The sequence below is a fragment of the Streptomyces sp. NPDC008001 genome, assembly GCF_042958085.1.
Taxonomy (GTDB): domain Bacteria; phylum Actinomycetota; class Actinomycetes; order Streptomycetales; family Streptomycetaceae; genus Streptomyces.
The window spans coordinates 46,022-57,810 of sequence record NZ_JBIBIZ010000010.1 but is presented as its reverse complement, the minus strand read 5'-3'; the positions used below and the strand labels follow the sequence as shown (position 1 = coordinate 57,810).

General features: G+C 74.1%; 11 protein-coding genes. 6 read left to right on the top strand and 5 right to left on the bottom strand.

Annotated features, from left to right (window positions below; translation table 11 throughout):
• Window positions 1–42: 42 nt before the first annotated feature.
• Window positions 43–420, bottom strand: a complete 378-nt coding sequence (locus tag ACFZCD_RS26275; RefSeq protein ID WP_391834961.1) for a hypothetical protein — start codon at window positions 418–420, stop codon at window positions 43–45.
• 207 nt (window positions 421–627) lie between these two features.
• On the opposite strand from ACFZCD_RS26275, the gene ACFZCD_RS26270 reads away from it, so the two are divergent.
• The 5 genes from ACFZCD_RS26270 to fxsA all read left to right on the top strand — a co-directional run bounded on the left by ACFZCD_RS26270 (window position 628) and on the right by fxsA (window position 6,499).
• Complete coding sequence (locus ACFZCD_RS26270; protein ID WP_030365423.1) at window positions 628–1,071, top strand: Lrp/AsnC family transcriptional regulator; 444 nt, start codon at window positions 628–630, stop codon at window positions 1,069–1,071.
• A 132-nt stretch (window positions 1,072–1,203) separates the two neighbouring features.
• Window positions 1,204–2,832 carry an amidohydrolase gene (locus tag ACFZCD_RS26265; RefSeq protein WP_391834959.1) on the top strand — a complete coding sequence of 543 codons (1,629 nt, stop codon included), beginning with the start codon at window positions 1,204–1,206 and terminating at the stop codon, window positions 2,830–2,832.
• Between the two features lie 536 nt (window positions 2,833–3,368).
• Complete coding sequence (gene lnt / locus ACFZCD_RS26260) at window positions 3,369–5,099, top strand: apolipoprotein N-acyltransferase (RefSeq protein ID WP_391834957.1); 1,731 nt, start codon at window positions 3,369–3,371, stop codon at window positions 5,097–5,099.
• Window positions 5,099–5,860, top strand: coding sequence for a polyprenol monophosphomannose synthase (locus tag ACFZCD_RS26255; RefSeq protein WP_391834955.1), 762 nt, complete (start codon window positions 5,099–5,101; stop codon window positions 5,858–5,860). Before lnt ends, ACFZCD_RS26255 begins: the two co-directional genes overlap by 1 nt.
• Before the next feature lie 78 nt (window positions 5,861–5,938).
• A complete protein-coding gene (gene fxsA / locus ACFZCD_RS26250; RefSeq protein ID WP_391834953.1) occupies window positions 5,939–6,499 on the top strand; it encodes an FxsA family membrane protein in 561 nt (186 codons plus the stop codon).
• Window positions 6,500–6,602: 103 nt separating this feature from the next.
• On the opposite strand, the gene ACFZCD_RS26245 is transcribed toward fxsA, so the two are convergent.
• The gene (locus tag ACFZCD_RS26245; RefSeq protein ID WP_004948858.1) at window positions 6,603–6,977 is read right to left on the bottom strand and encodes an RNA polymerase-binding protein RbpA; all 375 of its coding nucleotides are present in this window, start codon (window positions 6,975–6,977) and stop codon (window positions 6,603–6,605) included.
• 256 nt (window positions 6,978–7,233) lie between these two features.
• Entirely contained in the window at window positions 7,234–7,911 is a 678-nt protein-coding gene (locus ACFZCD_RS26240; RefSeq protein ID WP_391834951.1) for a YitT family protein, read from the bottom strand.
• Window positions 7,912–8,075: 164 nt separating this feature from the next.
• Between ACFZCD_RS26240 and ACFZCD_RS26235 the strand changes: the two genes are divergently transcribed.
• Window positions 8,076–9,599: a PLP-dependent aminotransferase family protein gene (locus tag ACFZCD_RS26235; RefSeq protein WP_391834949.1), complete on the top strand. Its 1,524-nt coding sequence runs from the start codon at window positions 8,076–8,078 to the stop codon at window positions 9,597–9,599.
• Between the two features lie 75 nt (window positions 9,600–9,674).
• On the opposite strand, the gene ACFZCD_RS26230 is transcribed toward ACFZCD_RS26235, so the two are convergent.
• A complete protein-coding gene (locus tag ACFZCD_RS26230; RefSeq protein ID WP_391834947.1) occupies window positions 9,675–11,225 on the bottom strand; it encodes a hypothetical protein in 1,551 nt (516 codons plus the stop codon).
• A gap of 52 nt (window positions 11,226–11,277) precedes the next feature.
• Complete coding sequence (locus tag ACFZCD_RS26225) at window positions 11,278–11,472, bottom strand: hypothetical protein (RefSeq protein ID WP_030365431.1); 195 nt, start codon at window positions 11,470–11,472, stop codon at window positions 11,278–11,280.
• Window positions 11,473–11,789: the final 317 nt, after the last annotated feature.

The following is an 11,789-nucleotide window of genomic DNA, read 5'->3' as shown; positions in this document are numbered from 1 at the left end:
GGGCTCCTCGCGGCCCGCCCGCGGGAACCCGCGCCGCCCGGGTCAGGAGGGCCGGCGCATCTCCGGCACACGGACCGGCTGCGAGCCCGGGCCCCCGATGTGGGAGAACGGCTGCGTCCGCCAGTCCAGGCTCTCCGGCAGCGTGAGCATCAGCGCCGCGTCGAACTCCCGGCCGTCCGGCGACTCGTCCGCCGCGGCGGCGTCCTCCATGGCGCGGCCCGAGCCGGGGCACACCGTGAGCCCGAACGGATTCCACGGCGAGGGGCACAGCGCGTGCTCGGGGAGCACGTCCTCGTCGGGGAGCAGCGCGATCGGGCGCGCGCAGTCCGGGCACGTGACCCGGAACATCGTGCTGGTGTCGACCTCATAAGGCTCGTACGGGCTGCCGTCGCCTTCGTTCAGGCGTTCCAGGCTGGGCATAGTCTTTCTCCCCCTCGGATTGGCCGGCCAGGCTCTCGGCCTCGGCCACAGCAAGCACTTCCCGCGCCGCGAGCCGGGTAATCGCCGCATCACGGAGGACACGGGTGCATACCTGTGTTGTTCGTCACATGTCTCTGTGCGGGGGTATGCGCCCCCATGGAGCCGTCGGCTGTGCCGCTCCCGCCCGGACCCAGTAGGTTGATCCGCGTGGAGGAGCTGGACAGAGAAATCGTGGAACTGCTCGTCAAGGACGGGCGGATGAGCTACACCGACCTGGGGAAGGCCACCGGCCTGTCCACCTCGGCGGTGCATCAGCGCGTGCGCCGGCTCGAACAGCGGGGCGTCATCCGCGGCTACGCGGCCGTGGTCGACCCGGAGGCGGTCGGGCTGCCGCTCACCGCGTTCATCTCGGTGAAGCCGTTCGATCCCAGCGCCCCCGACGACATCGCGGACCGGCTCGCCGAGATCCCCGAGATCGAGGCGTGCCACAGCGTGGCCGGCGACGAGAACTACATCCTCAAGGTGCGGGTCGCCACGCCGCTGGAGCTGGAGCACCTGCTGGCGCGGATCCGCTCCCTGGCGGGCGTCTCGACACGCACGACGATCGTGCTGTCGACCCCGTACGAGGCCAGGCCGCCACGGGTGGGCTGACGTCTTCCCTTTTTGTCCTCAATCGCCGGACGGGCTCACATCATCTTGAGCCCGTCCGGCGATTGAGGACACCGGGTCCGGGGCGGAGCCCCGGTTACGGGAAGGGGCGGGTGAGGGGAGAGACTGATCCCCATGACCGAGCGACCGGACAAGACCGTGCTGCTGCGCAACGGCACCATCCACAGCCCCGCCGACCCCTTCGCCACCGCCATGATCGTGCAAGGCGACAGCGTCGCCTGGGTCGGCTCCGAAGGGGCCGCGGACTCCTTCGCGGAAGGAGTGGACGAGGTCCTGGACCTCGACGGCGCGCTCGTCACCCCCGCGTTCACGGACGCACACGTGCACACCACCGCCACCGGCCTCGCCCTCACCGGTCTCGACCTCACCGGCACCCGCTCCCTGGCCGAGGCCCTCGACCGGATCCGGGCGCACGCCGCCGCCCGCCCCGCCGAAGGCGTCCTCCTCGGCCACGGCTGGGACGCCAGCGCGTGGCCCGAGCAGCGCCCCCCGTCCCGCCGCGAGCTGGACGAGGCCACCGGCGGCCGTCCGCTGTACCTCACCCGGGCCGACGTCCACTCCGCCGTCGTCAGCACGGCCCTCCTCGACCTCGTACCGGGCCTCGCCGAGCTGGACGGGTACGCCCCCGGCGCACCGCTGACGGGCGACGCCCACCACGCCGTGCGGACCGCCGCGCACGCCGGCGTCACCGCCGCCCAGCGCACCGCGGCCCAGGCCGCCGCGCTCGACCGCGCCGTCTCGCTCGGCATCGGCTCGCTGCACGAGTGCGCCGGACCGCAGATCTCCGGCGCCGGCGACCTCACCGGGCTGCTGCGCCTCGCCGCCGGCCGCCCCGGCCCGCGCGTCGTCGGCTACTGGGCGGAAGCCATCACATCCGCGAACGAAGCCGGCCGCATCCGTGAGCTCGGCGCGGCGGGCGCCGCCGGCGACCTCTTCGTGGACGGCTCCCTCGGCTCGCACACCGCGTGCCTCCACGAGCCGTACGCCGACCTGCCCGGCAGCAGCGGCACCGCCCACCTCGACGCCGCCGCCGTCGCCGCCCACGTCGCCGCGTGCACCGAGGCCGGCATCCAGGCCGGTTTCCACGCCATCGGCGACGCCGCGCTGACCGCCGTCGTGGAGGGCGTCCGCGCCGCCGCGGACAAGCTGGGCCTGGCCCGCGTCCGCGCGGCCCGGCACCGCGTCGAGCACGCCGAGATGCTCACCCCCGAGCACATCGCGGCCTTCGCCGAATTCGCCCTGACCGCCTCCGTCCAGCCCGCCTTCGACGCCACGTGGGGCGGCGACACGGGCATGTACGCCCAGCGCCTGGGCATCGAGCGGGCCCGCACCCTCAACCCGTACGCGGCCCTGCTGCGCGCCGGCGTGCCGCTCGCCCTCGGCTCCGACAGCCCGGTCACCCCGCTCGACCCGTGGGGCACCGTGCGCGCCGCCGCCTTCCACCGCACTCCCGCCCACCGCATCTCGGTCCGGGCCGCGTTCACCGCGCACACGCGCGGGGGCTGGCGGGCCGTCGGCCGGGACGACGCGGGCGTCCTGGTGCCGGGCGCACCCGCCGACTACGCGGTCTGGCGGTCCGGCGACCTCGTCGTGCAGGTGCCGGACGAGCGCGTGGCGAGCTGGTCCACGGACCCCCGCTCGGGCACTCCGGGCCTGCCCGACCTGTCGCCGGGCGCCGAGCTCCCGGTCTGCCTGCGCACCGTCGTCGGCGGGCACACCGTCTACGAGCGTCCGAACGAGTGACTCCGGGCCCGGTCCGTACCGCCGAACGATGAGAGACCGGCCTGTCGCCGCCCGTGATCATTCGCCGTACTGACCTGCTGATTTAGGACATAGAGCCAGGTCACAGAGGTGTTGACAGGGTGCGGGCGGCGGCCGGTAGGTTCTGCGGAGTCCACCACAGGACGTCCGGCCGGTGCACTTCCACACAGTCGTCGAACGCAGCTGGGCCATGGGGCGGTGCGCCGGGGAGCGGCCACCGCCACTGGCAGCCAGGTTCCAGCGCACGGGGGCAGGGAGGTGCCGCCGGGCCGGCAGGTGCGACCCGGGTGGGGCCCGGATGTTCAGTAGACAACGGCTCTAGGTCGACCCGCAGCCAGCGGGTCCCGGGCCGGCCCGAAGGACGCCGGGCCCCCATTCGTCCCACCCCTCCGTCCCCGCCCCCGTCCCGGCCTTCCTCCCGGCTTGCCCCGGTCTTGTGCGCGCACCCAGGGCGGGCACGGTGCCCCGAGCGATGTACCGTCGGGCTCACCACCGCAAGACAGCAGGAAGGCTCGCCCGTGCCCCCGGGTCCCGAAACCACCGCCGGTGCCGCCCCGGCACCCGCCCCCGGCGACGAGCACTCCCCGGACGCCCCCGAGGAGTCCGCACCCGCCCCGCAGCCGCGCCCCGGCCGGGCCGTGCGCCTCGGCCGGCTCGCGCGCCGGGAGGCGGCCCGCACCGGGATCGCGGCCCTCGCCGGCGTGGCGTTCGCCCTGGCCTTCCCGCCGTACGACGCGTGGCCGCTGTCGGTCGTGGCCGTCGCCGCACTGGCCCTGCTGACCCGCGGCCGCACCGCCCGGCAGGCCGCCTGGACCGGCTTCGCCTTCGCGCTGCCCTTCTTCTTCGTGCTGCTGCGCTGGCTGCGCGTCGTCGGCTACGACGCCGTGACCGGCCTGTCGCTCGCCGAGGCCCTGTTCGTCGCGGTCCTCGCCGCGGCGCTCGCCCTCGTCTCCCGGCTGCCCGCGTGGCCGCTGTGGGGCGCCTGCCTGTGGGTCGCCCAGGAGCTGGCCCGCGACCGGCTGCCCCTCGGCGGCTTCCCCTGGGGCCGGCTCGCCTTCGCCAACACCGGCTCGCCGTTCACCCCGCTCGCCGCCCTCGGCGGCGCCCCGCTGGTGACCTTCGCCGTCGCCCTGACCGGCGGCCTCCTCGCGTACGCGGTCACCACCGTCGTGAAGCTGCGCACGGAACCCCGTACGGCCGGTACGTTCCGGGCCGTCCTGCCCGGCGTCGAGGCGCTGGCGCTGGCCGCGGCGGTCCTGCTCGCCGGCTACGCGGTGCCCGTGCCCACGAAGGCCGCCGACGAGGTCAAGGTGGCGCTCGTCCAGGGCAACGTCCAGCACGCCGGCATGGACTTCCTCGGCCGCCCGATGATGATCCTCGACAACCACGCCGAGGCCACGCTCCAGCTGGCCCGCGACGTCAAGGCCGGCCGCGTCCCCAAGCCCGACCTGGTCATCTGGCCGGAGAACTCCTCCGACCTCGACCCCTTCCAGTACCCGCAGGCTTACGACCGCATCGAGCAGGCGGTCAAGGCGATCGGCGTGCCCGTCCTCGTCGGCGCCCTGGTGGACCACCCCGGGCAGAGCGGCTACATCGACAACAAGGGCATCGTCTGGGACCCGCGGACCGGCCCCGGCGCCTCCTACGCCAAGCAGCACCCCGTGCCGTTCGGCGAGTACGTGCCCTTCCGCAGCGCGCTGAGCAAGGTCATCACGCGCCTCCAGCGCGTCCAGCGCGACTTCTACCCCGGGGACCACACCGGAGTGATGCAGGTCGGCCCGGCCCGGCTCGGCGACGTCATCTGCTTCGAGGTCGCCTACGACGAGATCGTCCGCGACACCGTCAAGGACGGCGCCCGCGCCCTCGTCGTGCAGACCAACAACGCCACCTACGGCCGCACCGGCCAGCCCGAGCAGCAGCTGGCCATGTCCCGGCTGCGGGCCGTCGAGCACGGCCGCGCCGTCGTCACCGTCGCCACCAGCGGCATCAGCGCCGTGGTGGCCCCGGACGGCACGGTGCAGCAGCGGAGCGAGGAATTCACCCGCGACGTGATCAGCGCGACCCTTCCCCTGCGGGACGGCACGACCGTGGCCGACCGCGCGGGTGCGGCGCCCGAATGGACGCTCGCTATGGTGGGCCTTCTGTCCTGCGCGGCCGCACTCCTGATCGGTCGTCGGGTACGGACGGACGAGCGGGAAACGCCCGACGAGCGGGAAACGCCGGACAAGCCGGAAAAGAGAGGCCAGTAGTGAACGACGGTGGGCAGCGGAAATTCGGTCCGCTCGGCACGACCTTGGTGATCATCCCGACCTACAACGAGGCGGAGAACATCAAGAGCATCGTCGGCCGGGTGCGATCGGCCGTGCCGGAGGCGCACGTCCTCGTCGCCGACGACAACAGCCCCGACGGCACCGGCAAGCTGGCCGACGAGCTGGCGGGCGACGACGACCACGTCAAGGTCCTGCACCGCAAGGGCAAGGAGGGCCTCGGCGCCGCCTACCTCGCGGGCTTCCGCTGGGGCCTGGACCACGGCTACGGCGTCCTGGTCGAGATGGACGCCGACGGCTCCCACCAGCCGGAGGAGCTGCCCCGCCTGCTCACCGCCCTCAAGGGCGCCGACCTGGTGCTCGGCTCGCGCTGGGTGCCCGGCGGGCGGGTCGTGAACTGGCCGAAGTCGCGCGAGTTCCTCTCCCGCGGCGGCTCCACGTACTCCCGGCTGCTCCTCGACGTGCCGATCCGCGACGTCACGGGCGGCTTCCGGGCCTTCCGCCGGGAGACGCTGGAGGGCCTCGGCATGGAGGACGTGGCCTCCCAGGGCTACTGCTTCCAGGTCGACCTGGCCTGGCGCGCCGTCAAGGCCGGCTTCCACGTCGTGGAGGTGCCCATCACCTTCGTCGAGCGCGAGCTCGGCGACAGCAAGATGAGCCGCGACATCGTCGCCGAGGCCCTGTGGCGGGTCACCTCCTGGGGCGTCGGCTCCCGGGTCGGCAAGGCGCTCGGCCGCAAGTAGCCCGGCGGGCGGCTCCTCCCGTAAGCGGCCCATAAGCGCCGGCCCCGGGTTCCGTCGCAGGCCAGGCACACTTGAGGCATGACGTTCGGAGCACAGCAGACGATGAACGGCCGTCCGCCGCAGCGGCGGCGCGCCCGCAGGCTCATCCCCCTGGGAATCGCCCTCTGGGCCGTCCTGGAGATCTGGCTGCTGACGCTGGTGGCCGGTGCCGCCGGCGGGCTCACCGTCTTCGCCCTGCTGGCCGGCGGCGTCGTGCTCGGCTCGTACGTGATCAAGCGGGCGGGGCGGCGGGCCTGGAAGCGGCTCACGGTCTCCCTGCAGCCCGGCGGCGCGACCGCCGAGCCGGGCGGGCAGGAGGCCGGGGGGAACGCCCTCACCATGCTCGGCGGGCTGCTGATCATCCTGCCGGGCCTGCTCTCCGACCTGGCCGGCCTGCTCTGCCTCTTCCCGCCCACCCGCGCCCTGCTGCGCAGGTCGGGGGAGCGGTGGCTGACCCGTCCGGCGGCCCCCGGCACCCTCGGTGACGCCTTCCAGCAGGCGAAGATGCAGCAGCCCGGCGGCAAGGTCGTCCAGGGCGAGGTCATCCGCGACGACGAGCCGCCCGCGCCGCGGCCGGGCGGCCCCCAGCTGCCCCGCTGAGGGACGTGGGCACGGGCCCGGAGGGACGCGCAAAAGGGCCCGGGCCACTGCTTCGGCAGTGGCCCGGGCCCTTTTGTACTGCTGTTGCTGCTCGTTCGCCCGCTCAGGCGGACTTGCGGGTGTCCCGCGGATGAACGGCGATGTTCATGGCGCCGGAACGAAGGACCGCCAGCCGCTCGGCCAGCACCTCCTCCAGCTCCTCACGGGTACGCCGCTCCATGAGCATGTCCCAGTGCGTACGCGCAGGCTTGCCCTTCTTCTCCTCGGGACCATCGCCGTCCACCAGGAGTGCCACGGCGCCGCACGCCTTGCACTCCCACTCCGGCGGAATCTCCGCCTCTACCGAGAACGGCATCTCGAATCGATGGCCGTTCGGGCATGCGTACTCCACCGCCTGGCGCGGGGCCAGATCGATGCCGCGGTCGGTCTCGTAGCTGGTAACCACAAGTCGCGTGCCGCGGAGAGCTCGCTCACTCATGAATCGTGCCTCCCGGGCTTAGTCGCCCACAGGACAGGTGTCGCTGTCGTCGTCATCCGGTCAACGTCCGGTCGGCGGTGAAGATTCCCGTTGAGGGACATGCGTCGCCCGTCGTGCCGCCCCTTGTTGTACCCACCAACGCCCGTTTTGTCACATCTGGCAACGGATGTCACCCTGCGTTTCTGTCGCTTTAGCGTGCAGTAACGGTTCGTTCGGTGGGTCGAAGGCGTACACTACCGGCCCGCTTCGTCCAGGCCTAAACCAGGTCCGGAACTTTCTCCCCGGCCGGGGCGACGGGGGCCGCGGCAGCAGCCGGAACGGCTTGCTCCGGAAGTGCGAACAGCCGCAGGAAGAACTGTGACAGCGGGCCGATCGCCAGGGCGTAGAAGACGGTGCCCGCACCCACCGAGCCGCCCAGCACGAACCCCGTCACCAGCACGGCGACCTCGATGCACGTCCGCACCAGCCGCACCGAGCGCCCCGTGCGCCGGTGCAGCCCCGTCATCAGCCCGTCGCGCGGGCCCGGCCCGAACCGCGCCGAGATGTACAGCCCGGTCGCCACCGCGCACAGCACGACCGAGAAGCCCAGCAGCGGGATCCGGATCCACAGGGACCGCGGGTCGGGCGCCACGCTCAGCGTCGCGTCCATCGCCAGCCCGATGACCAGCACGTTGGAGACCGTCCCCAGGCCGGGGCGCTGCCGCAGCGGGATCCAGAGCAGCAGGACGAGCGCACCGATGGCGATCGACGCCGCGCCGATCGAAATCCCCGTGTGGCGCGCGACGCCCTGGTTCAGCACGTCCCACGGCGCGAGCCCCAGCCCCGCCCGCAGCTGCAGCGCGCCGCTCGCCCCGTACAGCGCGAGCCCCGTGTAGAGCTGCAGCAGCCGGCGGGCGAGAGACGCCCCTCCCGACGGTCCCCCTGATGCGGACAACGGTTCCTCCTGGCGATCGGACTGGCGGCCGGCACGGCCCCGAAGGCGCGTGCAGGCAAGCTGAGCGGCCACCCGCAGTGGTGCAAGTGGCCTGCCGCATGTCAGTCTGGGGGACAGGTGGACGCATGATCCATGGCCAATCCCCGAAAGGTGGACCGATTCAGATGAGTCATTGGACCTCCTCGGTGGGCGCGCAGAAGCTCGCGCACCTCCTCGGCTCGCAGCGGGACCGCGAGGTGCAGGGCGTCCGCGGCACGGTCACGCCGCTCGGCGGCCGCCGCGCCCCCGCCTACCGCTCGCTGGCCGACGGCATCCGCCTGCTCGTCCTCGAAGGCCGCGTCCCCGTCGCCGCCCGGCTGCCCGCCGAGCGGGAGCTCGCCGCCGCGCTCTCCGTCAGCCGCACCACCGTCGCCGCCGCCTACGAGGCGCTGCGCGGCGAGGGCTTCCTGGAGTCCCGGCGCGGCGCCGGCAGCTGGACCGCGGTCCCGGCCGGCAATCCGCTGCCCACCCGCGCCCTGGACCCGCTGCCCCCGGAGGCCGCCGCCTCGATCATCGATCTGGGCTGCGCCGCCCTGCCCGCCCCCGAGCCCTGGCTCGGCCGCGCCGTCCAGGGCGCGCTGGAGGAGCTGCCGCCCTACGCCGCCACCCACGGCGACTACCCCGCCGGACTGCCCGCCCTGCGGCAGGCCGTCGCCGACCGCTACACCGCCCGCGGCGTGCCCACCATGCCCGAACAGATCATGATCACCACGGGGGCCATGGGGGCCGTCGCCGCCATCTGCCGGCTCTTCGCCGGGCGCGGCGAGCGCGTCGCCGTCGACTCGCCCTCGTACGCCAACGTCCTCCAGCTCATGCGGGAGGCCGGAGCCCGGCTCGTCCCCGTCGCCATGGGCGACGGCCTCGCCGGCTGGGACCTGCCGGCCTGGCGCCAGGTGCTGCGCGACGCCGCCCCCCGCATGGCCTACGTCATCGGCGACTTCCACAACCCCACCGGCGCCCTCGCCACCGAGGAGCAGCGCCGCCAGCTCGTCGAGGCGGCGCGCGCCGCGGGCACCCTGCTCGTCGCCGACGAGACCATGGCCGACCTCTGCCTGGAGCCCGGCATGGAACTGCCGCGGCCCGTCTGCGCCTTCGATCCCGCCGGCAACGCCGTCATCACCGTCGGCTCCGCGAGCAAGACCTTCTGGGCCGGGCTGCGGATCGGCTGGGTGCGGGCCGCGCCGGAGGTCATCCGCAGCCTGGTCGCCGCCCGCATGTACGCCGACCTCGGCACGCCCGTCCTCGAACAGCTCGCCGTCACCTGGCTGCTGACCACCGAGGGCTGGGACGCCGCCGCCGAGATCCGGCGGACGACCACGCGCGAGAGCCGCGACTCGCTCGTCGCGGCGGTCCGGCGCCACCTGCCCGACTGGGAGTTCACCGTGCCGCGCGGCGGGCTCACCCTGTGGGTGCGCACCGGCGGCCTGTCCGGCTCCCGGATCGCCGAGGCGGGGGAGCGGCTCGGCGTGCGGGTGCCGTCGGGGCCGCGCTTCGGGGTCGACGGGGCCTTCGAGGGCTACGTCCGGCTGCCGTTCACCGTCACCGGCGCGGTCGCGGAGGAGGCCGCGTCCCGCCTGGCCGAGGCCGCCCGCCTGGTGGCGAGCGGCGCGACGGCAGCGGTGGAGGCACCGCGCACGTTCGTGGCCTGAGGGGCCGGGCGGACCGCCGGCGGCCACCTGTCCGGCGGACCGGGCGGGGGCGGCCCCGGGCCCCGGATCGGTCGGTCAGCTCGTTCGGGCCGGGACGGCGGCCTCGCCGGGGGGCAGGTGTTCGTGGCCCGTGCCCGGGAGGAGGGCCAGAACGGCCGCCCGTTCGTCGTCGGACGTGTCCTCGTCGTACGGGTCGGGCGTCGCCGGCACCTGTATCCGGTGCACCGGGCCCGAGCCCAGCCGCGCGTAGCCGCGCCCCGGCGGAGCCTCCGGCGGCGGGGTGGTCCGCGGCGGGGCGCCGAGCACGGTCCGCACCTGCTCGTCGGTGACGGCGCCCAGCAGCACGCGTGCGCGCGCGTACGTGAGCACCGGCTCGGCCAGCAGCTCCATGCTGTCGAGGTGCTCGCCGACGACGACCGTGACGCTCGCGATCCGCCCGTGCCGCAGCGGCACCTGCAGCAGCCCCTGGGGATCGGCCCGGCCCTCGCTCGCCGCCAGGTGGCTGAGCGCGGTCGGCCGGTCGACGACGATCCACAGCGGGCGGCGGACGTCCGCGGGCAGCCGGTGGCCCTGCCGGCGCGCGCGGTCGGCCGTGATGAGCCGCCGCTCGGTCTCGCGCACGGCCCACTCCAGGACGGCGAGCGCGCCGGAGGGCGAGGACTCGACGGCCAGGACGCCGTCCCGGCCGCGGAGGAAGGAGAACTCGCCGGACCCGCTGCCGTCCACGGCCACCACGTCGCCCTGGTGGAGGGCCTGCAGCACGAGCGAGCGCAGCAGCGTGCCGGTCCCGGCGGCGGGCCGGCCGAGGACCAGCAGGTGCGGCTCGGTGGAGCGCGGCCCCGTGCGCCACAGCACCGGCGGCTCGTCGCGGCGGCCCGTGCCGTCGAAGACGGGCAGGGTGCGGGGCACGGCGCCCGGGTCGGTGAAGCCGAGAACGGTCTCGCCGGGCGCGGTCACGAACCGCTGGGCGAAGATGTCCGACGGCAGCGGGGGCAGGACGTGCACGTGGAGGCGGTTGGCCTCCGCGTCCCAGTCGAACCGGTACTCGCGCCCCCGCCCGGCCTTCATCCGCAGCAACTGCTCGATCCTGGCGCGCGCTTCCGGTTCGCCGTCGGTGAAGTAGGGCGGGTAGCGCAGCTCCAGGGAGGCCAGCCGGCCCCGGTGGTCGAAGGCGTGGTCCGTGAACGCCTGCTCCCAGTCGCCGTCGTGGGCGTAGAGCGGCGCCGGGTCCTCCGGGACGGAGAAGTAGGGCACGAGGGCCTCGTACAGCGCCTGGAGCCGCTCGCCCTTGCCCTCCCGGGCCGCCTCGTCCGCCCTTCCGCGGTCACGGCCGGCCCAGGCCGCCACGGTCATCAGGACGACGCCGGAGAGCACCGGCCCGTACGGCACGAGCGCCACGATCACCGCGCACGAGGCCGCCAGCAGCAGCGTGGGGCCGCGCCGGTCGCCCGGCGTCTCCAGCCACTTGCCCCAGGCCGCGGCGGCCAGGACGCGCAGGCCGCGCGCGATGACGAGCAGCGGGTGGAATATGTCGGCCGCGCTGTCGGCCGCCGTGCGCGCGAGCTCCTGCCCGCGGGCGACCGGCCGGCCGCCGGCCAGGGTGCGGGGGAGCTGTCGTGGGTCCACGTCGGTCTCCTCCTGCGGGTGGGTGCGGGCGGGAGCGCCGCCGGCGCGGGGGTCAGAACTTGAGACCCCCCAGGAGGCCCGCGAGGCTGGCACTGCCGGCCCTGATGCTGGGGGCGATGGCCGTGCTGGAGAGGTAGAAGCCGAAGAGGGCGCAGACGATGGCGTGGCTGGCCTTCAGGCTGTCCTTGCGGAAGAACAGGAAGACGATGACACCGAACAGCACGACGCCGGAGATGGACAGAATCATGATGTTTCTCCTGAGTGGGTCGAGGGGTTCACCATGAGCTCCTCAGGACTCACGAAAAGTATTAATGCGACGAAAAGACCTCGCAGTTCGAGCGGGCAGGTCCTGCCGCGGCCCACGGAGGGGTGGTAAGGGGCCGCAAATGCGCAAACCCCCAGACCGGGGCCCGGCCCGCGCCTCATACACCGGCACCGGCCGGTCGCGGAGCTTCCCGTGCAGGTGTCCGGTAATTCACCCGGACGGGCGCGTCCGTGCCTGCCGGACACCGTGCGGCGGCCGTACATAGGGTGGGGGGCACACCGATATCGCGTGCACCGCAG

Coding starts and splice junctions, on each gene's coding strand:
- ACFZCD_RS26275 (WP_391834961.1), bottom strand. CDS start 420: ATGCCCAGCCTGGAACGCCTGAACGAAGGCGACGGCAGCCCGTACGAG.
- ACFZCD_RS26265 (WP_391834959.1), top strand. CDS start 1,204: ATGACCGAGCGACCGGACAAGACCGTGCTGCTGCGCAACGGCACCATC.
- fxsA (WP_391834953.1), top strand. CDS start 5,939: ATGACGTTCGGAGCACAGCAGACGATGAACGGCCGTCCGCCGCAGCGG.
- ACFZCD_RS26245 (WP_004948858.1), bottom strand. CDS start 6,977: ATGAGTGAGCGAGCTCTCCGCGGCACGCGACTTGTGGTTACCAGCTAC.
- ACFZCD_RS26235 (WP_391834949.1), top strand. CDS start 8,076: ATGAGTCATTGGACCTCCTCGGTGGGCGCGCAGAAGCTCGCGCACCTC.
- ACFZCD_RS26225 (WP_030365431.1), bottom strand. CDS start 11,472: ATGATTCTGTCCATCTCCGGCGTCGTGCTGTTCGGTGTCATCGTCTTC.